Below are 26,572 nucleotides of genomic sequence, written 5' to 3'. Positions count from 1 at the left end.
GCGACTATGTCGTGGCGCAGACGCTCAACGTCGACGGCGGCAACTGGATGAGCTGAGGGCGGCTCGGGAGGCGGCGCAATGTATCTGGATCGCTTCAACCTCAAGGGGCGCGTCGCGGTCGTCACCGGCGGCGGGCAGGGCATTGGCCTCGCCTGCGTCGAGGCGCTCTCGGAAGCCGGCGCGCGCGTCACCATTGCCGACATGAGCGGGAAGACCGGGGACGACGGCCAGGCGAAGATGAAGGCCAAGGGCTATGCCGTCGACGCCATCGCAATGGACGTGACTGACCGGGCCGCGGTCGACGCGGCCGCCGCCAAAATCCTGTCGGAAACGGGCAGGATCGACGTGCTCGTCTGCAACGCCGGGATCGCCAGACCCGACACCGCCGCGGAGGACGCCACGGACCAGGACTGGCTGGATGTCCTCAACGTCAATCTCAACGGCGTCTACTGGTGCTGCCGGGCCTTCGGCCGGCCGATGCTGGCGGCGGGACGCGGCTCGATCGTCAACATCGGCTCGATGTCCGGCATCATCGTCAACAAGCCGCAGGGGCAGGTCAACTACAACGCCTCCAAGGCGGCGGTGCATCACCTGACGAAATCGCTCGCCGCGGAATGGGGCGCGCGCGGCGTGCGCGTGAACGCGGTCGCGCCGACCTACATCAACACCCCGCTCACCGCCCTCGCCAAGGCGAACAAGGCGATGTTCGACGTGTGGATCGACAGCACGCCGATGGGGCGCATCGGCGAGCCCGACGAGATCGCTGCCGTCGTGCTGTTTCTGGCCTCCGACGCCGCGAGCCTGATGACCGGCTCGATCGTTGTGGCGGACGGCGGCTACACCTGCTGGTGAAAGGGAACACTCATGGACCTCGGACTCAAGGGCAAGGTCGCGGTCGTGACCGGCGGCAGCCTCGGCATCGGGCTCGCGATCGCGGAAGGGCTCGCGGCGGAAGGGGTCGATCTTGCCATCGCGGCGCGCGGCGCCGAGCGCGTGCGCGACGAGGCCGGACGGATCGCCGGCCGCTTCGGCGTGCGGGTCGAGGGCGTCGCCTGCGACGTCGCGACCCGCGAGGGTACAGACGCGCTGATCGCCGCCGTCGGCCGCGCGTTCGGAGGGGCCGACATTTTGATCAACAACGCCGGGTCCGGCTCCAACGAGACGGTCATGGAGGCGCCCGACGACAAATGGCAGGCCTATTGGGACTTGCACGTGATGGCGGCGGTGCGGCTCGCCCGGGGCCTTGCGCCCTTGATGAAGGCGCGCGGCGGCGGCGTCATTCTGCACAACGCCTCGATCTGCGCCGCTCAGCCACTCTGGTACGAGCCGATCTACAACACCACCAAGGCCGCGCTGATGATGTTCTCGAAATGTCTCGCCACGGAACTCGTCGGCGACAACATCCGGGTCAATTGCATCAACCCCGGCCTCATCCTGACGCCCGACTGGATCAAGACCGCCAAAGAGCTCACGGCGGAGACGGGCGGCGACTGGCAGGGCTATCTCGACGGCGTCGCGCGCGAATTCGCGCCGATCAAGCGCTTCGCCACTCCGGCGGAACTTGCGAACTTCTTCGTCTTTCTATGTTCCGAGCGCGCGACCTACTCCGTCGGGTCGACCTACTTCGTCGACGGCGGCATGCTGAAGACGCTGTGAGCGCGGGTGAGGCGCGGCTCCCGCCGCGGATGTCACATTGCTGTCGTGGCGCTGTCCATCGTCTCGCCGGGCACGCGGATGTGGTTGATGACGCCGACAACCCCGGGCACCCTGCGGACGTCCGACTCGGCGCACTGCCGCTGATACGGCAGATCGACATCGCCGGACATCGTCACCCAGCCGTTTTCGACCAAAACTGCGACGCGATTGCGTGGGACCGCGAGATCCCAGTGCAACGCGTTCAGGACGTGCAGCTGTACGTCATCGCCATGGGACTGCATGTTCAACTTCCTCCTCCCCGCCGGCATTTATTCCGTCCGCGGTATTGATCCGCGACCGTGTGACGAGCCCGCCCTAGTGGGGCGATAGCGCGGCAGTTTAGCGGAAGTGAGGCGACCCCCGTCATGCGGCGGCAAATAGCAGAAAGACCGACAGAATCCCGAATTCGTGTTCACATCTGCGGGGGCGGGCCGGATGGCGCCTCCTGCAATGCGGTTTCGTCGACGCTCATGGCGTTGCCGCGCCAGACGAAATTGTCCCGCCTCCAGCCCTGGCCCCACAGCAGGGGCAGCAAAAGGTCGCGGACCATCCAGGCCAACGGGCTCCGCCAGCTGAGCGGCCAGCCGGCGACGAGAGCGAGCAGAGCCTCGATCGCGTACCAGTAGAGCGCCGCGAGGGCGGCGCTCGTCCAGGGGCTTAGGCCGAATTCCGGCGCGGCGAACGCGGCCGCGACGATCATCACGAGGCTGGTGGTGAGGATCTCCGGCGCGAACTGGAGCGGAAAGGTCGCCCGCCGAAGCCGGGCCCAGCGCAACTGCCGCGCCCACACGTCTTTCAGCTTTCGCGCGCCGAGCGGCTGCTGAAACGGCGCGCTGACGAGGTGGGCGTCCAGGCCCTGCCTGTGGATCAGCTTGGTCGATGCGGCGTCCTCGGCGATCTCGGCGCCGAGCGCCTCGATGCCGCCGCCGGCCTCGAGAATGTTGCGCCGCCACAGCATCGTCTTGCCCTGGGCGAAGCCGAAGCCGGCCGCCTCGGCCGCATATTGCCAGCGCGCTTCATAGGTGTTGAGGAAGCCGCATTCGATCTCGGCGCCGAACGATTCCGGCTGCGAGCCGATCGGCGGGGCGCAGACGATGCCGCTGTTGGGACGCCAGCGGGCGAGCAGCCGCTGGATGTAGTCTGGCGGCATCAGCACGTTGGAATCCGCGATGATCACCCACGGTCGCCGGGCCGCCTTCCAGCCCTTGACCACATTGTTGAGCTTGGGATTCGCGCTCACGCGGTCGTCGCCGATCAGGAGCCGCGCCGGGCGCTCGGGGTGAGCCGCGATCGCGCCGCGGACGAGCGGGGCGATCGGATCGTCGGCGCTCGCAAGGCAGAAGAGGATCTCGTAATCGGGATAGTCGAGGGCGAAAATCGAGCGCAGCGTCTCGCGCGAAAACGTCTCAATTCCGCAGAGCGGCTGCACGATGGACACAGGCGGCGCGTCTTTCGGCGGCGGCACATGCCCGCTTCGCCGGGCGCATCGCCGCAGGGCCAGGCCCACGCTCAGCGCATGCACTCCGCCCTCCGACAGACACACCCCGGCGGCAAAAAGGCTGATTGTCATTATGGTATTGTACTCAATTGGCGAATCGGCCGCCAGCAGTATTGCCGGTTCCGCGCGACGCTTCTATGAAAGCTCATGAATTCGCCCCCGATCGTTCGTTTTGCTCCTTCGCCGTCAGGGCGCATTCACATCGGAAACGCCCGCACAGCCCTGCTCAACTGGCTCTTCACCCGCCGCAACCGGGGGAAGTTCATTCTGCGGTTCGACGACACCGATTTCGAACGATCGAGAGCCGAATACGCCGAATCGATCGAACAGGATCTCGCCTGGCTGGGCGTCAAACCCGATTGCGTGCGCCGCCAGTCGCACCGGATGGCCTTTTACGATGCGGCGGGCGAAAAACTCAAGTCGCTCGGGCGGCTTTATCCGGCCTACGAGACGCCAGAGGAGCTCGACCGCCGCCGCAAGCGCCAGCAGGGGCTCGGCCGTCCGCCGGTCTACGACCGCGCCGCGCTGCGTCTCACCGAGGCCGACCGCGCGGCGCTGGAGGCTGCCGGCCGCAAGCCGCACTGGCGGTTTCGCCTCGATCCGGGAACAGTCCGCTGGACGGACATTGTGCGTGGCGAGAGCCAAATTGATTGCGGTTCGCTCTCCGACCCGGTGCTGCGTCGGGAGGACGGAACCTATCTCTACACGCTGCCCTCGGTGGTCGACGACATCGAGTTCGGAGTCACGCACGTGATCCGCGGCGAGGATCATGTCACGAACACGGCGGTGCAGATCCAGCTGTTCGAAGCGCTCGCGGGCAGCGTCCCCGAGTTCGGCCATCACAACCTTCTGACCGACGCGTCCGGCGAGGGCCTGTCCAAGCGCACGGGCGCCCTGTCGATTGCGTCGCTGCGCGAAAAAGGGGTGGAGCCGCTCGCGGTCGCCGCGCTTGCGGTTCTGGTCGGCTCGGCCGAGGCGGTGCGGCCGGTCGCTTCGCTTGACGAGCTCGCGGGACTGGTCGATCTCGCCGGTCTGTCGCGTGGCGCGGCCCGTTTCGACGAAGCCGAACTCGACGCGCTGTCCGCCCGCACCTTGCACGCTGCGCCCTACGCCGCGGTCGCCGACCGGCTCGCGGCCCTCGGGGTCGCCGGCCCGAGGGCGGAGGCGTTCTGGCTCGCGGTGCGCGGCAACGTCGCCCAGCTCGCCGACGTGTCGGAGTGGCGCGCGGTGGTCGAGGGCGACGTCGCGCCGGTCGTCCTGGATCGCGCCTATCTCGACCTCGCCGCCAAGCGTCTGCCCGAAGGCGACTGGGACGCATCGACCTGGGGCGAATGGACAAAGGCTCTCAGGGCCGAGACGGGCCGCAAGGGCCGGGACCTTTATCACCCGCTGCGGCTGGCGCTGATGGGGCGCGAATCCGGGCCGGAGCTGGCGGCGCTCCTGCCCCTGATCGGACGGGCTAGAGCGATGGCCCGACTATCCGCACCTTCGTCTTGACGCCGTCGGGGCCGGTTTCGGTGACCGTCTGGCCCTGGGTCGTGTTGTAGAACGTTCCCGACTGGGCGGCGTCGCCGGCGATGCCCGAGGCTTCGCGGCTGACCGTCGCCGCGGCGGCGCTCAGCGCCGTGTCCTCGCCGGTAGGGCTGAGACCCTGCCCCGCGCCGGTCAGGCTGGGGTCGCTGGTCGCGGGCGCCGGCGTGGCCGCGGCGGGCGTCTGCGCGCCCGGCTTGCCGTTCTTGCCCGCCTTCGTCTTCGGGTCGGCGGAAACCTTGGCGATGATCGGGCGCGACATTTCGATCGACTTTTCCGGCGTGACCAGAATGTCGCGCGCCTCGTGGCCGTACTTGGCTTCGGCCGCGGCCAGGGCCTGCGCCCAGCTCTCGCCCTTGCGGCGGCACGAGCAGGTCGCGTCGTAGGACTGCTGGAACTTGAGCGCGTTCGGCATGTCGACGTAGCGCTCGCCGGTGATCGACACCGCCTGCTCGATCGTCCCGCCGAATGGGAACGAGTAGAGCTGTACGTCGGCGTTGGGGCAGAGCGACCGGCAGACGTCCTCGAGACGACCCCCCGCGCCGGAATAAGAGACGGGGAAGAAGCCGCCGTCGCAGGTGCGCACGCACACGGCGTAGGAGCCGGCCGACACGTTGGCGCCCTTCTTCTCGTTCTCGATCGACTTCTCGAGATTTTGCTGCTGCTCGTCTGGCGACAGCGTCTCCGGATTGATCGGCTCGGACGGTTCCGGCTGCCTCGCGCCCCCTCCGAACAAGGCCTGGAAAATGTTGCCCGGCTGAGGGGCGTTGGCGCACTCGGAATTGTAGCGGGCGACGAGGTCCTCGCGGCCCCCGCCGGAGCGGGCTTCGAGGTCCGAGAGGCCGGACCGCATGCGGGCGATCTGGCCCCTAATCTCGCCGCACTGGGGCGGCGGATCAGAACCGAAGAACAGGAACTTCTGGTTGTTGCACCCGATGGAGTTGGCGTAGGCGCTGGTGCGGGCGAGCTCGGAGCGCTGGCGCGCTGCGGCCGCCGCCGCCTGGCCGCCCGCGCCGCCGCGCGGGGCCGATGCGATGGCCGCCCTCAGCCGAGCGCATTCGGCGCTTTCGGCGAAGGCCTGGCTCGCCGCGAACACGCCGACGAGCGCCGCCACAGCGCCGATCGCCGCCCGCAGCGTCCAGGTTTTGCGCGAGCCGCGCCGGTTCTCAGTGCCTGCCATTCCGTGCTCTACCGTCACAAATCCCGCCCCGTCCGGGTAAATCCGCCGAGGGCCCGGCGTTTAGACCCTCCGAACGCGGCGCGAACATGGCGAACGCCGGAAAGCCAGGTCGCCGTCGCGCCTCTTAAGGCCTTTCGTCGCCGCGCGCCATAGCCGCCGCGGGTATCCGCTCTTGCAACCTTTCCGGGACGCCGGACCGGCGCCCGTCACGCCCCGGCCGGCGCGCGCCGGCGGTCCGGTTTTTCGGCGCGGCCCGCGCCGTCGGAGACCTCGGCGGTGACCACCGCCAACACCTGAGAAAGATGCGCGCGCATGGCCCCGCGCGCCGCGCGAGCGTCCCGGCGACGGATCGCCTCGAGAATGCCCTCATGACCCTTGAGCGTGGCCGACCAGTTGTCGGGCAGATGGGCGCGCTCAGACAGGAGGGCGAAGACCGGGCCGTACTGCTCCTGCCAAAGCCGCTCGACGACCATGGCGAGGACCGCGTTGCCGCTCGCATAGGCGACGGCGACATGAAAGGCGAGGTCCGCCGCGTTCCAGGGGCGCCCTGCGTCGTGGTCCGCCGTCATGCGGGCGATGGCGTCCGCGGCGGCCTTGAGATCGCGCGCGGAGGCGTGCTCGGCCGCGAGCGCCGCAACCTCGCCCTCAACGATCATGCGGGCGTTCAAAATATCGGTTGGACTGTGGCCGGCGCTGATTCCGAACTGTCCGTTCGGGGCTTTCAGGACGTAGGCGCCGGACCCCGTGCGGACCTCGAGGAGGCCGGCGATTTCCAGCGCGATCATCGCCTCGCGCACCACCGGGCGGCTGACGCCGAGCAATTTCGCCAGGTCGCGTTCGGCCGGAAGCCGCTGGCCCGGCTGGAACTCGCCGCTGCGGATCATATCGCCGATCTGATCGGCGACCTGCTCGTAGAGGCGCTTGGCGTCGATCGGCTGGAATGGCATGGCGAGATCCGTCGTTTGCCGCCGCTCATGCGCCCTGCGGTGCGGAGAGATGCGCTTCGAGCGCGCCGCGGACGCCGCGCCGCTCGATCGACTCGAACGCCGCGAGCGCGAGCGCGGCGAGATTGCCGACCTTCGTCAGGTCCTCGCCCCACAGGCGCGGATCGGCGATCAGCCGCGCCGCGACCGCGCCGGCGCCGACAGTCGGCTCCAGCGCCCAGGATTCCGCCATGATCGCGAGCGCCGCCGGCTCGTCCCGGATCGGATACTCGCCCTTCTCGCGCCGTCCGACGAAGCCGTCGCCCGCCTTCACGCCCCGGTAGAACGTGAGGAGCGCGGCGAGAGAGAAGGCGATGAGCCCCGGCGCCGGCCGGCCGGCGGCGAGCGCATGCTTGACCGGAGGAAGCAACCGCACCCGCCACTTCGACACCGAGTTGAACGCGATCGAAAGGAGCTCGTGCCGGATGAACGGATTGCCGAAGCGCTCGAGAACCGAGCGGGCGTAGCCGAGGCGCTCGGTTTCGGGCAGCGGCACTGAGGGCGCGAGCTCCTCAAACGCGACCTCGCTGACGACGCGCTGAAACAGCGGGTCCTCGACCATCTCGAAAACGGTGTCGAGCCCGGCGAGGAAGGCGGCGAGCGCGGTTGCGGTATGGGTTCCGTTCAAGAGCCGCACCTTCCGCTCGCGATAAGGGCGGATGTCGTTTGTCCAGACGACGTTCGCGCCGGCTTCAGCGAGCGGCAGCGCTTCGGCGACGTCGGCCGGCGCCTCGATCACCCACAGGTGGAAAGGCTCCGCGACGATCGCGAGCGGATCGCGATAGCCCCATTCCGCAAACAGGCTTTCCGCCTCGTCCCTTGGAAATCCCGGCACGATCCGGTCGACCAGCGTGTCGAAGAATCGGCATTTTTCGCCGATCCACGCCACCGCGGCCTCGTCGAAGCCCCAGCGGCGCGCATGCTCGAGCACGATGCGCCTCAGCGTCGCGCCGTTGTCCTCGATGAGCTCGCAAGGGAGAATGATGAGCGGCGGCGCGTCGAGTCCTCCGAGCGCGTCGAACCGCGCCTTGAGAAGTGCCGTGACCTTGGCCGGGAAGCTCACGGGGCAGACGCCTGGATCGTAGGCTTCGGCGACGTCGACGATCCCGGCCTCCGTGGTGTTGGAAACGAGGAACTTCAGCGCCGGCGAGGCGGCGACGGACGTGGTTTCGCGCCACTGCGCATATGGGTCGAGGACCGTCTGGACCGTCGTAACGACGCGGCGCTCCAACACCTCCGCCCCGCCTTCCCGGCCGCGCAGCAGCACGGTGTAGAGACCGTCCTGGGCGGCAAGCGGCGGCGGGCGGTCATGGCGGCGCGGCGCGGCGACCGCGACGCCGCCGCGATAGACGCCCTGTTCGTTGGCGACGTCGACCATCCAGTCGACAAAGGCCCGCATGAAGACGCCCTCGCCGATCTGGAGAATCTCGACGGGGCGCGGGCCAGGCGGCGCATGGGGCGCCGCGACGGCGCCGCTTGCGAGCGCTGCGCGGTTGAGAACGTTCATCGCGAGGCCCTCCTTCAAGACGCGCCCTCAGAGCTTGTAAGCCGCCTTCGCGAGACGATAGGCGAGGTCGTGCGCGACCTCGAAGGCCTCGTCCAGCTCCAACCGGTGCTCGGCCACGAGCCTCGCGAGATAGACGCAATCGACGCGGCGGGCGACGTCGTGGCGCGCCGGGATCGACAGGAACGCGCGCGTGTCGTCGTTGAAGCCGACGGTGTTGTAGAAGCCGGCCGTCTCGGTCACCGTCTCGCGATAGCGGATCATGCCCTCCGGACTGTCGAAGAACCACCAGGGGGGCCCAAGCTTCAGCGCCGGATAGTGTCCGGCGAGCGGCGCAAGCTCGCGCGAATAGGCGGTCTCGTCGAGGGTGAAGAGGATGACGGTCAGCCGGCGTTCGTTGCCGAGCCGGTCGAGGAGCGGCTTGAGGGCGTAGACGTAGTCGGTCGGGGTAGGAATGTCGGCGCCCTTGTCCCGGCCGAAAGTCTTAAAGAGCCACGGATTGTGGTCGCGCGCGGAGCCGGGGTGGATCTGCATGACGAGCCCGTCGGCGAGGCTCATCTTCGCCATTTCGGTCAGCATCTGGGCGCGAAAAGTCTCGGCGTCGGCGGCCGAGGCGGCGCCTGAGCGAACGCTGCCGTAGAGGGCGGCCGCATCCTCGGCCGAAAGGTCGGCCGTACGGGCGGTCGGATGGCCGTGGTCGGTCGAAGTGCATCCCACCGACTTGAAATAGGCGCGGCGCTCGGCGAGCGCGGCGAGATAGTCTTCGAAGGTCGAAAGATTGCGGTTGGTGATCCGTCCGAGGGCCGCGAGATTCTCTCGAAAGCCCGGAAAGGCGGGGTCGACGACCGGATCGGGACGGAAGGCGGTCAGCACCCGGCCGCCCCACCCGCTCGCCTTGACCGCCCGGTGCCATTTGAGGTCGTCGAGCGGGCTTTCGGTCGTCGTCAGCGCCTCGATGTTGAAGCGCTCGAACAGGGCGCGCGGACGGAATTCCGGCCGCTCCAGGCAGGCGGCGATGTGGTCGTAAACGCGGTCAGCGCTCTCGGCCGTCAGACGCTCCCGGATACCAAAAGCCTCGGTGAAGGCATGGTTCAGCCACAGCCACGACGGCGTGCCGCGGAAGAGGCGGAAGTTCTCGGCGAAGATGCGCCAGATCTTTCGCGGGTCGGTCTCGACCGGGCCGCCGTCGACGCGCGCCACGCCGACCTCTTCGGGGCGCACGCCCTGGCTGTAGAGCATGCGGTGGACATAGTGGTCCGGGACGATGAAGAGACGAGCCGGGTCCGGGAAGGGCGCGTCCTCGGCGAACCAGCGCGGATCGGTGTGGCCGTGCGGACTGACGATCGGCAGGGCCGCGACCGAGGCGTAGAGTTTTCGCGCGACGTCGCGGGTCGCCGGGTCCGCCGGAAAAAGCCTGTCGGGATGGAGGGCGAAGGGCTGTGCCTGAACGGTCATGGCGTCATTCCTTCAGAGAAAAGGGGGCGCCTTGCGGCGCTCCGGGACTCGACATTTGCGCAAACTGGTCTAAGGGTCAAGTGGTCAGGCCAATCAGAGCGGATCGTCAGCAGCGAGGCGAGAGTATGAACTCGGGAGGAACCCTCAGGTGGAAGATGCTGGCGCTGATGCTCGCCGGCACCGTCGTGATTTACGTCGACCGAAACGTCCTCGGCGTTCTGGCGCCGATCCTCAAGAAGGAGCTCAACTTCACGACGGAGCAATATTCCTATGTCGTGTCGTCGTTCCAGATCGTCTACTCCTTCTCCCAGCCGGTGGCAGGCTATCTCACCGACCTGATCGGACCACGTCTCGGCTATGCGGTCGCAGCGTTCGTCTGGGGGTTGGCCGCCGCGCTGCACGCTCTGTCGACCGGATGGGTGTCGATGGCCGGCTTCCGCGCGCTTCTCGGAGTCAGCGAAGCCGTCGCGATCCCGACCGGGACGAAAATGTCCACCATCTGGTTCCCCTCCAAGGAGCGTTCGATCGCGACGGGCTGGTTCAACTCCGGCTCCTCCATCGGGTCGATGATCACGCCGCCCCTGGTGATCTGGATCGCGGCCGCATACGGCTGGCGGCCCGCGTTCTTTCTCACTGGCGGGCTCGGGATCCTCCTCTCGATCGTCTGGTTCTGGCTCTATCGGGACCCAGAAGTCCACCCGCTTCTCTCGGCCGCGGAGCGGGCCTACATCGAAGCCGGCCGCACGCCGACGCCGGAGGTCAAGCCCAGCTTCCGCGCGGTGCTGTCGCGGACGAAGTTCTACGGCGTCGTCATCGCGCGCTTTCTGACCGAGCCTGCGTGGCAGACTTTCGCCTTCTGGATTCCGCTTTACATGGTCAGCGTGCGTGGCATGGACATCAAGCAGTTCGCGCTGTTCGCGTGGCTGCCGTTTTTGTTCTCGGACCTCGGCTGCCTGGTCGGCGGCTATCTCGCGCCGGTGTTCCATAGCCGCTTCGGCCTCAAGCTGGTGAATGCGCGTCTTTCGGTGATCAGCCTCGGCGCGCTTTTCATGGTCGGGCCGGCGCTGATCAGTTTCGCGGCGAACCCGATCGTCGCGATCCTCTGCTTCTCCCTCGGCGGCTTCGCCCATCAGATGCTGTCGAGCATGATGTACGCGCTGATGGGCGACGTGGTGGAGACCGCCGATGTCGCGACCGCCACCGGAATCGCCGGCATGTTCGGCTATCTGGGCGGCGCCCTCTTCACCCTCACCGTCGGCGCGCTGGCGACGACGATCGGCTACGAGCCGCTGTTTGCGCTCCTGTTCCTGTTCGACGTCGTGGCCGCGCTCGTCCTTTGGGCGTTCATCGGCGAGCGCGCCGCCCGCCCGGTGACGCAGCCCGCCCAGTGACGCGCCGGACGAGCCGCCTTCATCGCGATTTGACGCCGGCGTTCGCGATGCTATTTGAGCCGATGGAGACGCTTCGCGAGCGCTCTTAAGGGCGATCGCGGCTGACGCGGTCAACGACCAACGACCGCGTCGACGAAGCGCCGCGGCGGAGGCAAGGAGGACGACCATGTCAAAGACAATCGAAGCGATTTCGGGGACTGTCACCGGCAACGATCAGCAAGTCGGCTTCCGGGCGATGATCATGAAGCAGGCGATCGAATGGAACCTCGCCGGTTACGCGAAAAACCTGCCCAACGACGTCGTCAGCTTCGTGCTTCAGGGCGACGCGAAGCGATTGCCCGACGCGGTCGCGGCGATTGAGGCCGGAACGAAGAGGTCTTCGGATATCAAGGTCAGCACGTCGCCGGGAAAGGTCGACCCGGCTCTCAAGGCCTTTACGATTGACGCCTGGACGTCGACGACCCGGAACATCACCAACCCTTACGATCTCGTCTTCAGGCTGCGGACCGACGATTCGAAACTCGGTCCGGCGGACGTCAAGACCGTCTGGCATGGCATTTTGGCGTCGACGCTGAGCGGCGACGATCTGAAGAAGCTCAGGCCCGACGACTGAAGGGTCCACGCGCCCGGGCGCTCCGGGCGCGAAGATCGCCAAAAGCTTCCGTTGGCGAACCGCGTTCGCCTTACGGTTTGGTTTGCGAGGCGCCGGGCGTGACCGGCTGAGAGCCGCCCGTCGATTTCGGACCTGGCGTGGCGCCCGCGCTGTTGGGGCTCGCATTGGCGGAGGAGCTGTTCTCTTCCGTGATCGCCGTCACCGAATCGGGGTTGACGACCATCATCACGGGATTGCCGGACGAATCCTTGGCGCGCACCAGGAACGATGACGGCATGATGTGGATGTCGGTGAAGCCGGCCTTCATGAGGTCGTCGCGCATTTTCTGCACGGCACGCTGAGCTCTGCCGGGCGCAGCGTTCGGCCCGTTCATGGAATTTTGCTGGACGCCGGTGGCGGTCTGGCCGCTCGCCGCGGGGTTGTCGTTCGAACCGGCTTCGGCCGCGAACGCCGGAGCGGCGATGCCGCCGGCCAACAGGACCGCGCAAACAAACTGGGAAAGGCCTTTCATGGGGGTCTCCATAGCAGGACGCCGCCCAGCCGCAGAGCCAACCTCCGACCGATGCTTCGGTTCCGGCCTTACGAAAAGTTTAGAGCGACGTGAAGGTTGCGCTCATGCCGGAACTATAACGGCAGCCCGCCCGTTGGGCGCGCGACCGATACGACATCAGATGGGGCCGGAGTCCTCGGCCGCGTGGACGAGGCGAAGCTCAGCCCGCTGCATTGGAAGATCATGTTCGTCTCGGGCGTGATCGCGCCGCCGCGCTCCTCGAGCGCGGCGGCAGGAACGGGCGAGGGTTGCGCGCTACCCCGCCACCTTGGAGAAATCCGCCACCGCGTGGACGGCGTCGCGCAATTCGCTGAGCAGCCGCAGGCGGTTCATTCGCAGCGCGGGGTCGTCGGCGTTGACGGTGACGTCGAGGAAGAACGCGTCGACGGGCGCGCGGAGCGACGCGAGCGGCCGCATCGCGCCCTCGAAATCCTCGCGCCCGATCCGCTCGCGCGCCGCGGCGCCGGCGGCGGCGAGCGCGTCGGCGAGGTCGCGTTCGGCGGGGAGCGCGAGCTTCGCCGGATCATGCGAACCTGCAAAGGCGCCGGCGCCGTCCTTTTTCTCCTCGGCCCTGAGAATGTTGGCGGCGCGGCGGTAGCCGGCGAGCAGGTTCTTGCCGTCCTCCGTGTCCAGAAGCCGCCCCAGCGCCTCGACGCGCCAGACGATGGTCAAGAGATCGTCCTGGCCCGGCAGGGCGAATACCGCGTCGATGAGATCGTAGCGCGCGCCCTTGTCGCGCAGATAGACTTTCAGCCGGTCGGCCAAGAAGTCGAGAAGGCTTCGCGTGATTGCGGCGAGCCGCGCGTCGTCGGGAATTTGCGCCCGGCGCGCGCCGCGCGAAACGGCGCCGACGATCTCGTCGAACTCCGGGCCCTTGGGGAAGCCGCGCTTCGAGAGCGACTGAACGACGGCGCCCGCCTCGTCCTCGCGGGCGAACTCCACGTCGAGCAGCGCCCCCCAGATCGCGGCGTTGAGTGGTCCGGTCAGCGGCAGGCGCAGCCCGTTCTCGATCACGATGCGGATGACCCCGAGCGCGGCGCGCCTCAGCGCGAACGGGTCCTTGCTGCCGGTCGGCTTCTCGTCGATCGCCCAGAACCCTCCGAGCGTGTCGAGTTTGTCGGCGAGCGCGACCGCGATCGACACGGGAGACGTCGGAATCCGGTCGCTCGGCCCCTGCGGCTTGTAATGCTCCTCGATGGCGTCCGCGACGCTCGCCTCCTCGCCCTGCTGGGTCGCGTAATAGCGGCCCATCAGGCCCTGCAGCTCGGGGAACTCGCCGACCATCTCGGTGACGAGGTCGGCCTTGGCGAGCCGCGCGGCGCGGGCGGCGAGTTCGACGTCGGCGCCGACCTGCGGGGCCAACTCGCGCGCCAGCGATTCGATGCGTTCGATTCGGTCCGCCTGCGTGCCGAGCTTTTCGTGGAAGACGATTCCGAGCGCCTCGAGCTTGGCGAACCGCTGATCGAGCGGTTTTGTGGCCTTGTCCTTGTAGTCGGGCAGGTCATGCAAGTCGGTGAGCCAGAAGTGGCGGGCGTCGGAAAGCCGCGCGCGCACGACGCGGGCGTTGCCTGCGGCGATCGCCGCGCCGCCGTCGCGGGCGATCAGGTTCGCGACGAGGATGAATCGGTTGGCGAGACGGCCGTCCGCGCTGCGAAGCACGAAACACTTCTGGTTGGCGCGGATCGTGGCGCGAATGACCTCCGGCGGGATGTCCAGAAAATTGTCCTCGAACTCGCCCATGAGGACGACCGGCCATTCGACGAGCCCCGCGACCTCCTCCAGGAGGCCGTCGTCCTCGACGAACGTCAGCCCCTGTGCGAAGGCGAGATTCTTAGCGTCCTCGCGAATGATCGCCTTGCGCCGATCGGCGTCGAGCACGACCTTGGCCTTTTGCAGCGCGTCGACATAGTCGTCGTAGCGGCGGACGTCGATCGGCTCCGGCGCCATGAAGCGGTGGCCCCAGGTGAACTCGCCCGCTTCGATCCCGTCGACGGCGAAGGGCACGACCTCCGCGGCGTCGTGCGGGGTCGTGAGCGTGCACAGGATTCCGCGCAAGGGGCGCACCCAGCGCAAGGCGTCGGGCCTTGTCGAGGCGTTGCCCCAGCGCATCGACTTCGGCCAGGGGAAAGCGCGCACGACCGAGGGGATGATCTCGGTGAGCGCCTCGCTCGTCGAGCGGCCCGGCTTCTCGATCGACGCGACATAGAACTCGCCCTTCTTCGAGTCCTTCTCGATCGTGGCGTCCTCGATGCGCGCGAGCCCGGCGCTCTTCAAAAAACCCTGGATCGCCGCCTCCGGCGCGCCAACGCGGGGCCCTTTTCGCTCCTCGCGCAACGTCGGCTGGGCGGCGGGGAGGCCCACGACATGCAGCGCAAGCCGGCGCGGCGTCACGAACGCCTGCGCGCCCTCATAAGTCAGGCTGCGGTCGACGAGCTCGTTGGTGATGAGCCGCTTCAAATCCTCCGCCGCCTGCCGCTGCATGCGGGCGGGGATTTCTTCGGAAAAGAGTTCGAGGAGCAGGTCGGGCATTGGATCGGCCTAGAATTATGGAGTTGCGCGGTTGGCTGGCCCTCACCCCGGCCCTCTCCCCGAGGGAGAGGGGGCGCCCCTTCTCCCTCGGGGAGAAGGTGGCCCGAAGGGCCGGATGAGGGCTAGCCCGCCCCGCCTCCCGCGGTCTTCAGCCAAGCGGCGCCGCAGGCCTTGGCGAGCTCGCGGACCCTCAAGATGTAGCTCTGCCGCTCGGTGACCGAGATGACGCCGCGCGCGTCGAGGAGGTTGAAGGCGTGGCTCGCCTTGATGCACTGGTCATAGGCGGGCAGGGCCAAGAGGTGGCGGTCGCCGTCGGCGCCGCGTTCGATGAGCGACCGGCACTCCGCCTCGGCGTCCTTGAAGTGCTGGAACAAGATGGCGGTGTCGGCGTGCTCGAAGTTGAAGCGGGAGTATTCCTGCTCGGCCTGCTTGAACACGTCGCCGTAAGTCACCCGCGCCTCGCTGTCCCGGCCGTTGAAATTGAGGTCGTAAACGTTCTCGACGCCCTGCACGTACATGGCGAGGCGCTCGAGTCCGTAGGTCAGCTCGCCGGAGACCGGCGCGCATTCGAACCCCGCGACCTGCTGGAAATAGGTGAACTGCGACACTTCCATCCCGTCGCACCAGCACTCCCACCCCAGGCCCCAGGCGCCGAGAGTCGGGCTCTCCCAGTCGTCCTCGACGAAGCGGACGTCGTGGAGGCCCATGTCGATCCCGATCGTGCGGAGCGAATCGAGGTAGAGCTCCTGCAGGTTCTCGGGCGAAGGCTTCAGGATGACCTGATACTGGTAGTAGTGCTGCAGTCGGTTGGGATTTTCGCCGTAGCGTCCGTCCTTCGGGCGGCGCGAGGGCTGCACATAGGCGGCGCTCCAGGCTTTCGGCCCGAGCGAGCGCAGCGTGGTCGCAGGATGGAAGGTGCCGGCGCCAACCTCCATGTCGTAGGGCTGCAAAATGACGCAGCCCTGCCGCGCCCAGAAATCCTGCAGCGTCAGGATCAGCCCCTGGAAGGATTTTGACGGATCGAGCGAAGGGTCGGGCATGTCCGGCGGATTCCGTGATTTGCGGGCGCGGACCCTAGAGACGCGGGCGTGCCGGGTCAACGGCGGCTGGAGCCCTACAGAGCGCTGCACGTTGCCTCCCGGCCCGTCTGCCGCTAAAGCGGGCGGGACGTCACAAAAAGGCAATGTTCATGCGTCCTTCCAAACGCGCCCCCGACGAGATGCGCAAGGTCAGCTTCGAGCGCAGGGCGGCACGCTACGCCGAGGGCTCGTGCCTCGTGCGCGTCGGCGACACTCATGTGCTGTGCGCGGCGTCGCTCGAGGACAAGCCGCCGCCGTGGCTGCGTGGCCAAGGGAGGGGCTGGGTGACGGCGGAATACGCCATGCTGCCGCGCGCCACCCTGACTCGCAGCAAGCGCGAATCGTCCTCCGGCCGCGTCTCGGGCCGCACGCAAGAAATCCAGCGGCTGATCGGCCGCTCGCTGCGCGCCGTGGTCGACCTCACGAGGCTCGGCGAGCGGCAGATCACGATCGACTGCGACGTACTGCAGGCTGACGGCGGCACCCGCACCGCCTCGATCACCGGCGCCTGGATCGCGCTGCGCGACTGCATCGAGTGGATGGTGCAACGCTCGATCTTGAAGGAGAGCGTGCTCAAGGACCATGTCGCCGCCGTTTCCTGCGGCGTGGTCGGCGGCGAGGCGGTGATCGACCTCGACTACGCCGAAGATTCGACCGCCCAAACCGACGCCAATTTCGTCATCACCGGCTCGGGCGGCCTCGTGGAGGTCCAGGGTTCCGCGGAGGGCGCCCCGTTCAGCGAGCGGGAGCTTCTGAAGATGCTGGCGCTGGCGCGCGGCGGCGTGAGCCAGCTCGTCGCCCTGCAGAAGGCGGCGCTCGGCTGAGACCGATCGCGCTCAAATGCAATACGCGTCCGGATCTGGAGGTTCGTCCAGAGGGCGGACAGGCGGCCTTCCCGCACTCGAATTCTGCAGCCGTAACTCTTCACTATGAGTATCGAAACGTGACGCGAAATTTTTGGGGAATTGAGCGCATATCGCGTAATGAGGCGCTTTGCTGCCCTCGTGATAGCGTTTAGCAACCGGCCTCAATGCTCCCCTCCGACGACTTCCTCCGGCGTCCGCCGCAGTGCGCTTCCGTTGAACGCTTAAGGCTGGAAACACTCGTGTTCGCACACGACCTCATGGAGACGGCGCTAAGCCGTCTTTATGCAACCGGGCATGAATTCGATGTCAACAATAATGCCCAGCGTTTGGCCATGTTCATCGACGCCTGGACGATTGTCGATCAGGTCCACGTCGTGCGCCGAGTCTTGCTTTCTCTGACTGGAGATGATCGGAAGGCTGATACGCAGGCGTTTATCGACGGCTTCTCTGCTGCGCGTATGATGCGCAACAGGATGGATCACCTGAACCAGAATTTGCCCAACCGCGCCAAGGTTATCGGGCGCACAAACGCGCTATTTGGAACGCTGAGCTTTTTTAGGCCCCACGCCGATCGCTGGGAGCAGGGTTTGCGGGAAGACGAGATCAAAGGGGATCTCTTTTTCGTCAATGCAGGCTCAACGCCCCGCGAATTGGTTGGGGGCATCGCGTTCTACGATCTCGATATCCACTACCGATATGCTCATTTAAGCTGGAGGCGTTCGACCTAAGCCTGTTCATTGAACGAGCTGTATTGCAATTACGCAGCCTGCTCAGGCGTATGTCGGATGACATCAAGAGTAATTTCGAAGGGAAGGTCGATGAACTCGTAACAACGTCCAGCAGTACCCGAGAAGTGTTGATGCGGCCCGGGGCCTCCGGGGATAGCGTGATCCGGATGGACGTCGGTTTAAATGTCGAGCTGCCGAGCGCTTCGTTTGATCTACCTAAGATTGCCGAATAAGACTGACTTTGAACAGATGGCAACTCTAAGCGTGAGCCAGCTCGTCGCCCTGCAGAAGGCGGCGCTCGGGTAGAAGTCTGTTCGAGCGGCGCGTGTCTGCTCGTCCCGCTTCGACGCTCAGGCCCCCGCCAGCGCGGCGGCGAGCGCCCGGCCTTCCCGGAGCGCCGCGAGGTTGAGGTCAGCGAATTTCGGCGGCGTCTCCAGCCGCACCGCCTGCTCGAGAACCTCGTCGGCGACCAGCCGGCCAAGGCGGGCGAGCGCGCCGAGCGCCACGACATTGGCGATGCGGGGACTGCCGGCCTCGACCGCCCGGGCGGCGATCGGCAGGACGTAGAGATCGAAGCCAGCCTTCGGCGGGTCGGGCGCGAGCCGCTCGTCGACGATCAAGAGCGCGCCCGGCTTGATCAGCGACAGTGAGCGGTCGAGGCCGACCTGGGAGAGCGCGGCGACCATGTCGAGTTGCGTCGCGAGCGGATAGTCGCCGGAATCGTCGGAGACCACGAGGTCCGAGTAGCAGAAGCCCCCGCGCGACGTCGGCTCGTAGCTCTGCGACTGCGCCGCGCGCTTGCCCTCGAGCGCGAGCGCGCGAAAGAGAATGTGCATGCCGGTGATGAGCCCCTGCCCGCCGCTGCCGGCGAGGCGGATTTCGGAACGGTGAGCGCCTAGGGCGTGGACGGTCATGCCTTGGCCTTTGCTTTCGCCCGCTCGGCCGCCGCGCGCTCGCGATAGACCTTTCCGTATTCCGGGCGGTCGCGCTCAACGAGGATTCCGGCGCGCAGGCGATTGGGCCGGAACGGCTCGTCGGCTACGTTGCCGAACGCCTCGGGGCGCATGTCGCTCTTCTGCGACAGGATCATTTCTGGTGACTCGCCGAGATCGTTCTTGCGCCCGTAGATCTCGGTGCAGTCCGACATGACCTCGATGAACGAGAAACCCTCGTGGGCGAGGCCCGCCTTGATCACGTTCTTCAGCGCCGGCGCCTGGCGCGTCACCTCGCGTCCGACGAAGCTGGCGCCGGCCGCGTCGGCGAGGCGACAGGCGTCGAAGGTCGGCTCGGCGTTGCCGTGCGGCGTGGTGGTGGTGAGCCGGTCGATCGCGGTCGTCGGCGACACCTGCCCGCCGGTCATGCCGTAGACCTCGTTGTTGAGCATCAGGCAGGTGAGGTCGAGATTGCGGCGGCAGGCGTGGATGAGGTGGTTGCCGCCGATCGCGAGGCAATCGCCGTCGCCGGTGATGACGACTACCTTGAGGTCGGGCCGGGCGAGCTTCAGGCCGGTCGCGAAGGCGAGCGGGCGGCCGTGGGTCGTGTGGAAGGTGTTGGCGTCGATATAGGCGCCGACCCGGCCCGAGCAGCCGATCCCGGAGACCACCGCCAGCCGGTTCTTGTCGATAGCGAGCTCGTGCACGGCCCACAAGAGGCACCGCAGCGCGATCCCGTGCCCGCAGCCGGGACACATGAAGTGCGGCATCATCTGAAGCCGCAAGTAGTCCTTGATGTCGAACGGCGTTCGCACCGCCTCGTTCATGCGGCGATCTCCCGGACTCGTCGGGCGATGTCGGCGGGCGCGATCGGCTCGCCGTCGATGCGGTTGAGGCGCGCGACCCTTTCGCGCCCGAGAATCCGCTCGACTTCGAGCGCGAGCTGGCCGGCGTTCATCTCGGGAACGAGCACGCGCTTGGCCTTCGCCGCGGCCTCGCTGAGCGCCTCCTCAGGGAAGGGCCACAGCGTGACGGGCCGGAACAGGCCGGCCCGTACGCCGGCGCTGCGCAAGTCCTGCGCGGCGCGACGCGCTGCCCGCGCGACGATGCCGACCGTGACGATGACGACGTCGGCGTCCTCGGTTTCGAACCTCTCGATCCGCTCGATGCGGTCCCGGTTAATTGTGATCTTGTCGAGAAGGCGCTGCGTCGCCTTCGCCACGAGGTCCGGCTTCTGGGTCGGAAAGCCGTCGGGCATGTGAGTGAGGCCGGTCACATGGACGCGATGCCCGTCGCCCGGCCGCGCCATGACGGGCACCAGATCGTCCGTTTCGGCGTAGGGCAGAAAGCTCGCTTCGTCCCCACGCGCCCATTTGCGCGTCACCGTCGCCACCGTGCGGCGCTGCGGCAGGACGACGGACTCCAGAAGATGCGCGATCACCTCGTCGTAGAGCACGACGACCGGCGTGCGCAATTCCTCCGCCAGGTTGAAGGCGCGGATCGTCTCGTCGTAGATCTCCTGCACCGAGGCGGGCGCGACGACGATGATCGGATGGTCGCCGTGCGTTCCCCAGCGCGCCTGCATGATGTCGCCCTGCGAGGGCCTTGTCGGCATGCCGGTCGACGGGCCGCCGCGCATGACGTTGACAATGACGCAAGGGGTCTCGGTCATTGCGGCGAATCCGAGATTCTCCTGCATGAGCGAGAAGCCGGGGCCGCTGGTCGCGGTCATCGCCTTGACGCCCCCGAGCGAGGCGCCGATCACCGCCGCGAGCGAGCCGATCTCGTCTTCCATCTGCACAAACACGCCGTCGGCGCGCGGCAGCTCGCGCGACATCTGCTCGGCGATCTCGGAGGAGGGCGTGATCGGATAGCCGGCGAAGAACCGGCAGCCCGCCGCGATGGCGCCGAGCGCGCAGGCGCGGTTGCCGTGCAGCGAGGCGAGCGAGGGGGTTGTCATCGTGAGGCCGTCACCGGTTGATGAACGATCGTGCGGACCTCGATCGCGAAGTCGGGGCAGAGCCATTCGCACACGCGGCAGCCGGTGCACGCCTCCGGTTCTGTAAGGTATGCGACCTGAAGGTCATTGAGCGCGAGGCAGCGTTCGGGGCAGAGTTTTACGCAGATGTCGCAGCCCTTGCACCACGCGGCGTTGATGTCGAGCTTGACCGACACCTCTGGCTGGTCCGCGTGGGTAACGCGCGTGCCGAAGTCGGCGTCGAACCGCAGCGACGGGTCGCTGCGCGCCGCCTCCGCCCAGACGCGGCCCGCCTCGAACGCCTCGAGATTGATCGCTCGCGATTCTTGCGGCGTCAGCGTCTCGAGCACCGCAAGCCAGTCGGCGACGGATACGTCCATCGAGGTCGAGAGCACGCCGAGCAGCACGGTGTTGGCCGCGCGCGGCTCGCCGAGCCCCGAGGCGATCGCGGTCGCGTCGAGCGCAAAACCTTCGCCCACTTTCTCCAGCACCTCAGCTGGGGTTTCCCGCGCGTAAGCCATCGGCGCGCCGTGCCGGCGCGAGCGGCAGGCGAAAGGCGGCACGATGCGGCGCGTGTCGGCGATGAAGACGCCGGTTTCCGGGCGCAGGTACTCGAGCCAGCGCAGGCCCTCGGCCCACTCGAGCGCGATCAGCGCGTCCGCGTCGCCCCTGGCGATGGTCGGCGACCAGACTTCTTCGCCGAAGCGCACGTGGCTGAACACCACGCCGCCGCGCTTGGCCATGCCGTGCACTTCGCTCTGCTTGACCTCGAGGCCCTGCTTCTGGCCGATCAAGGCCAGCGCCTTCGAGATCATCAGGACGCCCTGGCCGCCGACGCCGACGATCATCACGTTCAGCGAGCGAGTCGAGTCCACGGCTTTCGGCGCCTCCATGCGCGGCCCGGCGCTCATGCGGCGACCATCGGCTGGATGCAGTCGGTCGGGCAGACCTGGGCGCACAGCGTGCAGCCGATGCAGGCGGCGGCGTCGATCTGCACCTTGTGCCGGCCGTCATAGAGCGCGTCCGACCAGATCAACGCCGGGCAGCCGAGATTCATGCACGACTGGCAGGCGACGCAGCCGCCCTCGGCCACCGCGAGCGAGGGTCCCTTGATCTTGACCGGATCGAGCACGCACGGCCGCTCGGAGATGACGACCGAGACCCCCTTGTGCACAATCGCCTCGCGCAAGGTCTGGTACATGTGGCCGATGTCGTAAGGGTCGACCCGGCGGATCCAGGCAACCCCGACGGCTCGGCAGATCGCCTCGTAGTCGACCTTCGGCGCCGGCTCGCCGCGTAAGGTTCGCCCCGTGCCCGGGTGGTCCTGCCCCCCGGTCATGGCGGTGATGGCGTTGTCGAGAATGACGACCGTGATGTTCGCCTGGTTGTAGACCGCGTCGATCAGCGGCGCGATGCCGGAATGGAGGAAGGTCGAATCGCCGATGGTGGCGACGATCGGCTTCTTCTCGCCCGCCGCCGCCATGCCGACCGCGTTGCCGATGCTCGCGCCCATGCAGACGGTGGTGTCGATCGAGCGCAAGGGCTCGACGGCGGCCAGCGTATAGCAGCCGATGTCGCCCGCGACCCGCGCGTCGAGCCCGCGCAACGCGAGATAGGCGCCCGTGTGGGGGCAGCCGGCGCAGAGCACCGGCGGGCGCGCCATCGGCTCGATGCCGAGCGAGACGGGCGCGGGCGGCGCCTCGGCGAGGCCCGCGGCGGCGAGGCCGGCGCGCACGAGCTCGGGCGACAGTTCGCCCAGCCGGGGGAAGAACGCCTTCCCCTCGGCGGCAAGTCCCATGGCGCGGATCTCCGTTTCCAGCGCCGGCTCAAGCTCCTCGACGACGAGAAGCCTGTCGACCGACGCGGCAAAGGCGCGAATGGCTTTTTCCGGCAGGGGATAGGCCGCGCCGAGCTTCAGGATCGAGGCTCGCGGCGAGACCTCCTTCACATAGAGATAGGCGGTCGAGCCGGTCACGATTCCGAACGTCTTGTCGCCCTTCTCCCAGCGGGTCAGCGGCGAGGTCTCGAAATAGCTCGCAAGCTTCGCCTCGCGCTCGATGAGCTTGGGATGGAGCTGGCGCGCGTTGGCGGGAATGGTGACGGTCTTGCCCGGCGCGTCGACGAAGCCTTTCGAGGGCTCAGCGACGCGCTCGCCCACGCGCACCACCGAGCGGGTGTGCGAAAGACGCGTGGTCGAGCGCACGATGACCGGCGTATCGAATTCTTCGCTGAGCTCGAAGGCGAGGCGGGTGAAGTGGCAGGCCTCCTGCGCGTCAGACGGCTCGAGCACCGGCACGCCGGCGAAACGGGCGAAGAGGCGCGTGTCCTGCTCGTTCTGCGACGAATGGATGCCGGGATCGTCGCAGACGACGAGCACGAGGCCGCCGTGCGCGCCGATATAGGACTGCGACATCAGCGAGTCGGCCGCGACGTTGAGCCCGACATGCTTCATGCAGGCGATCGCCCGGACGCCCGAGAGCGCCGCCCCGATCGCGACATCGAGCGCGACCTTCTCGTTCGTCGACCACTCGGCATAGAGGTCGGAGGCCGGATAGCGGCCGAGCGACTCGAGGATCTCGGTCGAGGGGGTGCCGGGATAGGCGGCCGCGACCTTGACGCCCGCCTCCCACGCACCACGCGCGATCGCCTCGTTGCCCATCAGCGGCAGGACGTCCACGGCTGGTTGGGCGCTCGCCTGTCGGTTCATTGCGGTTCCCCCCCGGAAGCGGAAATTTCCCTTTGCGCCGATTTTCACGCCTCGCGCAAGAATGACGTCGAGGGCGGGGGCGCGACAAATCGCAGCGGGCGCCTGCGGAAGTCCTGGCTACGGCGGAAGACACCTGTTCCGCAACTGAAGGCTCTAGCGGAGCGCGCTGAAGGCGCCTTCGCGCAGCAACCGGCGCGCGAAGGTCGCGACCCAGGCGCCGCAGATGAGGAAGAACCCCGCGAGAACCGCGAGACTCGCCCCCGGCGCCGCGCCGACCCGCGTCTCCAGAACGGAAAGGCAAACAAGCGCGACCACGGACGCAACCGCGATCAGCGATCCGACAGCGTCGGAGAAGGCCTCGCCGTAGGCTTCCTGGGTCACGTATAGCATGGCCAGCAAGGCCAGGAAGTCGCTCCCCATGCGGCCCAGAACCGCGGCCTCCGTGTTCCCCCAGATCCGGATGAAAAAGTAGGCCAGGACGACCGAACTCAGAGCGACCAGGTTGGTCAGGGCGAGACGCTTCGTTTTGCCGCGGTAAAGCAGGATCGAATTCCCGGGCTCGAATCGGACGATGCGGATGAACACGCTCATCGCCAGCAGCGCCACCATCCAGCGCGACGCGACGAATTTGGGTCCGAACACGATGGGGACGACAATGTTCAGGAGAGTCGCCACGCCGACCGCGTAGGCGCCGGCGACCAGGGGGGCGATTCGCCCGGCCAGCTTCATGCGGGCGAGCAGAGCCGATTTTTCCCCGGCGTTGATCAGCATCGCAACGGTCACGGTATTGAGGATTCGCTGCACCATCGTGATCGGGACGAGCGCGGCGAGCAGCAGCACGGAATACACGGCGAGCGCCGGCAGTCCGAGCATGCCGCCGACCAGAAACCGGTCGGCCTGTCCGGAGACCGCGACGCCGATTCCGCCGGCGATCAACGGGTAGCCGAACTTGAACGCCTTGATGTATTCCGGCGAACGGAACCGGAGACGATAGGGCTCCTTCGAAAGCCAGTGGCTCCCGACAACCTGCCCGATGGCCTGGCCGAGCAGCGAAGCGATGATGGCGACATGGCTCGGCGCGATCATCAGCGACACGGCCAGCGCGGACAGGCTCAGGGAATATGCAATCAGCGCGACCTTCAACTGGATCGCGTAATTGTAATCGCGCTCGGCGATGCGCGGTTCGAGGTGCTCGAACGGGCGGATGAAGATAATCAGGCCGAGCATGGCGAAGCTGCCCCAGTCCTCGCCGGAGTTGAAAATCAGCGCCATGGGGTAGGCGAGGGCGAGGGCGACCCCGGCCACGATGAGACCGCGCGTCACCGCGAGCGCGTGCGCGGCCGCGAGAGCGTCTTGGAAAACCTCGCGCGGCGACGAAAGCACGTATCGGTAGACGGCGATTTCGGTGACCTGCTCGTAGGTGGCGACGGCCGCAGCGAGCAGCGAGGCCAGTCCTAGTTGGGTCAGACCGAGGACGTGGCTCAGAGCCAGCATCCGTATAAACGGAACGCCGATGTCCATGGCGCTGACGAGCACGAGCGGAAGCGTTCTCGACAGGGCCCGCGCAGACGCCAGAATCATGCTGCGCTAATGAATCGGGACGATTGCGGCGGAAGGACGGTCTTCTCGATGGGGGCGTTTCGGCGGGGCCGCCGGAACGCTCGCGGACAGGCGCGGACTCACGTCGGTTTCGTCCTTTTGCGATCGGCCAGCGGAAAACGGTGTCAGCGCAGGCCGCCTGAAATCGCCAGGGGCGACAGGCGTCGGGGCTGCGAAAACACGCCTGAAACCTGTCCTCATCCCCGGCGTGCGGCGCCGGCGCAGCCTCGGGTTTTTCTGGAGCGCGCGGTCCGGACATTCAAGCCCGGCGGCGCGCCCAAGACTAGCGCTCTGCCCTTGGGGTAAGGTACGCTGCCTTGAGCGCGTCCGCGCCGCCGCGGGAGGAATGCGGTCCATGAGCTCACGCCTGTCGCTGCATGTGCCGGAGCCGAGTGTGCGACCGGGCGGAAAGCCTGATTTCAGTCATGTCGGCGTGCCCGAGGCGGGGGAAGCGCCGCGGCCGCCGATCGACGTGGCGCCGGGGGAAATCCGGGACTTCGCCTATTCCATGATCCGCGTGCTCGACGACAACGGCGACGCCGTCGGCGACTGGGCGGGCGAGCTCTCGTCCGAGCAATTGCGCATGGGCCTGCGCGACATGATGCTGACGCGCGCCTTCGACGCGCGCATGCTGCTGTCGCAGCGCCAGGGCAAGACCTCGTTCTACATCACTTCGCTCGGCGAGGAGGGCGTCGCGTGTGCGCATCGCAAGGCGCTCAGCGAAGGCGATATGTGTTTTCCGACCTACCGCCAGCAAGGACTGCTCATCGCCGCCGGCTGGCCGCTCGTCGACATGATGAATTCGATCTTCTCGAACGAGAAGGATCGCCTGAGGGGACGCCAGCTCCCCGGCCTTTATTCCGCCAGGGAATCGGGTTTCTTCACCGTGTCGGGAAACCTCGGCACTCAGTATCCGCAAGCGGTGGGCTGGGCGATGGCCTCGGCCATCATGGGCGACGACAAGATCGCGTCGGGCTGGATCGGCGACGGCTCGACCGCCGAGACCGACTTCCATTCGGCTCTGGTGTTCGCCTCCGTCTACCGGCCGCCGGTCATCCTTAACATTGTCAACAATCAGTGGGCGATTTCCTCCTATCAGGGCATCGCCGGCGGCGAGAGCGCGAAATTCGCCGCCCGCGCCCATGGGTTTGGGATCGCCTCGTTGCGCGTGGACGGCAACGACTACCTTGCCGTCTACGCCGCCTCCAAATGGGCGGCCGACCGGGCGCGCGCCGACTTCGGCCCGACCCTGATCGATTGGGTCACCTACCGCGCCGGCGCCCAGTCCACCTCTGACGATCCTTCCAAATACCGTCCGAAGGACGAATGGGCCGCCTGGCCGCTCGGCGATCCGATCATGCGGCTCAAAGATCATCTCATCCGGATCGGCGCCTGGAGCGAGGAGCGCATGAAGCAGATGCAGGCGGAAGTCGATTCCGAGGTGCTCGAGGCCGCCAAGCAGGCCGAGAGCCACGGCACGCTTCATGACGGACCAAAGCCGAGCACGGCGAGCATGTTCGAGGACGTCTACAAGGAGATGCCCCGCCACCTGCGCGAGCAGCGCCAGCAGCTGGGGTTCTAAAGATGGCGGCGCCGCATCTTTTCACGCCTGCACGATCGCGATTGGCGCCCCCGCCCCGCCTGTGGGGGCGGGAAGGGGTGGGGGGTCGCGCGGACCCATGGACTTGTTGGATGTTGCACGGGTCGCTCATGGATCGAGGGCGGCGCGACCCCCCTCCCGACCTCCCCCACAAG

At 67.3% G+C, this 26,572-nt stretch carries 23 protein-coding genes; 8 read left to right on the top strand and 15 right to left on the bottom strand.

Annotated features, from left to right (window positions below; genetic code table 11):
* Positions 1–78: 78 nt before the first annotated feature.
* On the top strand, positions 79–852 hold the full coding sequence (locus tag ACLP25_RS01535; protein ID WP_442467489.1) for an SDR family NAD(P)-dependent oxidoreductase: 774 nt from the start codon (positions 79–81) through the stop codon (positions 850–852).
* 12 nt (positions 853–864) lie between these two features.
* Positions 865–1,656, top strand: coding sequence for an SDR family NAD(P)-dependent oxidoreductase (locus ACLP25_RS01530; RefSeq protein WP_442467488.1), 792 nt, complete (start codon positions 865–867; stop codon positions 1,654–1,656).
* 32 nt (positions 1,657–1,688) lie between these two features.
* Here ACLP25_RS01530 and ACLP25_RS01525 read toward each other — a convergent pair whose 3' ends face one another.
* Positions 1,689–1,937 (bottom strand): BON domain-containing protein, encoded by a 249-nt coding sequence (locus ACLP25_RS01525; protein WP_442467487.1) that lies wholly within the window; start codon positions 1,935–1,937, stop codon positions 1,689–1,691.
* Between the two features lie 170 nt (positions 1,938–2,107).
* Positions 2,108–3,265 carry a ceramide glucosyltransferase gene (locus tag ACLP25_RS01520; RefSeq protein WP_442467486.1) on the bottom strand — a complete coding sequence of 386 codons (1,158 nt, stop codon included), beginning with the start codon at positions 3,263–3,265 and terminating at the stop codon, positions 2,108–2,110.
* A 75-nt stretch (positions 3,266–3,340) separates the two neighbouring features.
* Between ACLP25_RS01520 and ACLP25_RS01515 the strand changes: the two genes are divergently transcribed.
* Entirely contained in the window at positions 3,341–4,690 is a 1,350-nt protein-coding gene (locus tag ACLP25_RS01515; protein WP_442467485.1) for a glutamate--tRNA ligase, read from the top strand.
* Here the strand turns inward: ACLP25_RS01515 and ACLP25_RS01510 are convergent.
* From ACLP25_RS01510 to uxaC, 4 genes are all read right to left on the bottom strand, one after another.
* Positions 4,653–5,903: a DUF2865 domain-containing protein gene (locus tag ACLP25_RS01510; protein ID WP_442467484.1), complete on the bottom strand. Its 1,251-nt coding sequence runs from the start codon at positions 5,901–5,903 to the stop codon at positions 4,653–4,655. The two genes, ACLP25_RS01515 and ACLP25_RS01510, sit on opposite strands and share 38 nt — an antisense overlap.
* 206 nt (positions 5,904–6,109) lie before the next feature.
* A complete protein-coding gene (locus tag ACLP25_RS01505; RefSeq protein WP_442467483.1) occupies positions 6,110–6,850 on the bottom strand; it encodes a FadR/GntR family transcriptional regulator in 741 nt (246 codons plus the stop codon).
* A gap of 25 nt (positions 6,851–6,875) precedes the next feature.
* The gene (locus tag ACLP25_RS01500) at positions 6,876–8,393 is read right to left on the bottom strand and encodes a tagaturonate reductase (protein ID WP_442467482.1); all 1,518 of its coding nucleotides are present in this window, start codon (positions 8,391–8,393) and stop codon (positions 6,876–6,878) included.
* Between the two features lie 27 nt (positions 8,394–8,420).
* A complete protein-coding gene (gene uxaC, locus ACLP25_RS01495) occupies positions 8,421–9,845 on the bottom strand; it encodes a glucuronate isomerase (RefSeq protein WP_442467481.1) in 1,425 nt (474 codons plus the stop codon).
* Positions 9,846–9,970: 125 nt separating this feature from the next.
* Between uxaC and ACLP25_RS01490 the strand changes: the two genes are divergently transcribed.
* Complete coding sequence (locus ACLP25_RS01490; protein ID WP_442467480.1) at positions 9,971–11,236, top strand: MFS transporter; 1,266 nt, start codon at positions 9,971–9,973, stop codon at positions 11,234–11,236.
* A 166-nt stretch (positions 11,237–11,402) separates the two neighbouring features.
* Positions 11,403–11,849, top strand: coding sequence for an acylphosphatase (locus ACLP25_RS01485; protein WP_442467479.1), 447 nt, complete (start codon positions 11,403–11,405; stop codon positions 11,847–11,849).
* Positions 11,850–11,919: 70 nt separating this feature from the next.
* On the opposite strand, the gene ACLP25_RS01480 is transcribed toward ACLP25_RS01485, so the two are convergent.
* The 3 genes from ACLP25_RS01480 to ACLP25_RS01470 all read right to left on the bottom strand — a co-directional run bounded on the left by ACLP25_RS01480 (position 11,920) and on the right by ACLP25_RS01470 (position 15,968).
* Complete coding sequence (locus tag ACLP25_RS01480; protein WP_442467478.1) at positions 11,920–12,360, bottom strand: hypothetical protein; 441 nt, start codon at positions 12,358–12,360, stop codon at positions 11,920–11,922.
* 294 nt (positions 12,361–12,654) lie between these two features.
* The gene (glyS, locus tag ACLP25_RS01475) at positions 12,655–14,928 is read right to left on the bottom strand and encodes a glycine--tRNA ligase subunit beta (protein ID WP_442467477.1); all 2,274 of its coding nucleotides are present in this window, start codon (positions 14,926–14,928) and stop codon (positions 12,655–12,657) included.
* Positions 14,929–15,050: 122 nt separating this feature from the next.
* Positions 15,051–15,968 (bottom strand): glycine--tRNA ligase subunit alpha, encoded by a 918-nt coding sequence (locus tag ACLP25_RS01470; protein ID WP_442467476.1) that lies wholly within the window; start codon positions 15,966–15,968, stop codon positions 15,051–15,053.
* A 149-nt stretch (positions 15,969–16,117) separates the two neighbouring features.
* Here ACLP25_RS01470 and rph point away from each other — a divergent pair, with 149 nt between their 5' ends.
* Together rph and ACLP25_RS01460 are read left to right on the top strand one after the other, a co-directional pair.
* A complete protein-coding gene (gene rph / locus ACLP25_RS01465) occupies positions 16,118–16,831 on the top strand; it encodes a ribonuclease PH (protein ID WP_442467475.1) in 714 nt (237 codons plus the stop codon).
* A 281-nt stretch (positions 16,832–17,112) separates the two neighbouring features.
* On the top strand, positions 17,113–17,601 hold the full coding sequence (locus tag ACLP25_RS01460; protein WP_442467474.1) for a hypothetical protein: 489 nt from the start codon (positions 17,113–17,115) through the stop codon (positions 17,599–17,601).
* 350 nt (positions 17,602–17,951) lie between these two features.
* Here the strand turns inward: ACLP25_RS01460 and ACLP25_RS01455 are convergent, their stop codons facing one another.
* The 6 genes from ACLP25_RS01455 to ACLP25_RS01430 form a co-directional block, all read right to left on the bottom strand.
* A complete protein-coding gene (locus ACLP25_RS01455; RefSeq protein ID WP_442467473.1) occupies positions 17,952–18,515 on the bottom strand; it encodes a 2-oxoacid:acceptor oxidoreductase family protein in 564 nt (187 codons plus the stop codon).
* Positions 18,512–19,360: a 2-oxoacid:ferredoxin oxidoreductase subunit beta gene (locus ACLP25_RS01450; protein WP_442467472.1), complete on the bottom strand. Its 849-nt coding sequence runs from the start codon at positions 19,358–19,360 to the stop codon at positions 18,512–18,514. Before ACLP25_RS01450 ends, ACLP25_RS01455 begins: the two co-directional genes overlap by 4 nt.
* On the bottom strand, positions 19,357–20,493 hold the full coding sequence (locus ACLP25_RS01445; RefSeq protein ID WP_442467471.1) for a 2-oxoacid:acceptor oxidoreductase subunit alpha: 1,137 nt from the start codon (positions 20,491–20,493) through the stop codon (positions 19,357–19,359). Before ACLP25_RS01445 ends, ACLP25_RS01450 begins: the two co-directional genes overlap by 4 nt.
* Positions 20,490–21,422, bottom strand: coding sequence for a 2-oxoacid:acceptor oxidoreductase family protein (locus ACLP25_RS01440; RefSeq protein WP_442467470.1), 933 nt, complete (start codon positions 21,420–21,422; stop codon positions 20,490–20,492). Before ACLP25_RS01440 ends, ACLP25_RS01445 begins: the two co-directional genes overlap by 4 nt.
* Complete coding sequence (iorA, locus tag ACLP25_RS01435; RefSeq protein ID WP_442467469.1) at positions 21,419–23,218, bottom strand: indolepyruvate ferredoxin oxidoreductase subunit alpha; 1,800 nt, start codon at positions 23,216–23,218, stop codon at positions 21,419–21,421. The genes ACLP25_RS01440 and iorA overlap by 4 nt, the downstream gene beginning before the upstream one ends.
* Before the next feature lie 153 nt (positions 23,219–23,371).
* Complete coding sequence (locus tag ACLP25_RS01430) at positions 23,372–24,799, bottom strand: oligosaccharide flippase family protein (RefSeq protein ID WP_442467468.1); 1,428 nt, start codon at positions 24,797–24,799, stop codon at positions 23,372–23,374.
* 373 nt (positions 24,800–25,172) lie between these two features.
* On the opposite strand from ACLP25_RS01430, the gene ACLP25_RS01425 reads away from it, so the two are divergent.
* Positions 25,173–26,399 (top strand): 3-methyl-2-oxobutanoate dehydrogenase (2-methylpropanoyl-transferring) subunit alpha, encoded by a 1,227-nt coding sequence (locus ACLP25_RS01425; RefSeq protein WP_442467467.1) that lies wholly within the window; start codon positions 25,173–25,175, stop codon positions 26,397–26,399.
* The last annotated feature ends 173 nt before the right edge of the window (positions 26,400–26,572 follow it).

It is taken from the genome of Roseiarcus sp., assembly GCF_052145395.1.
In the GTDB taxonomy this organism is placed as follows: domain Bacteria; phylum Pseudomonadota; class Alphaproteobacteria; order Rhizobiales; family Beijerinckiaceae; genus Roseiarcus.
Note: the sequence above shows the minus strand (reverse complement) of the source record. Positions and strands in the feature narration are given on the sequence as shown.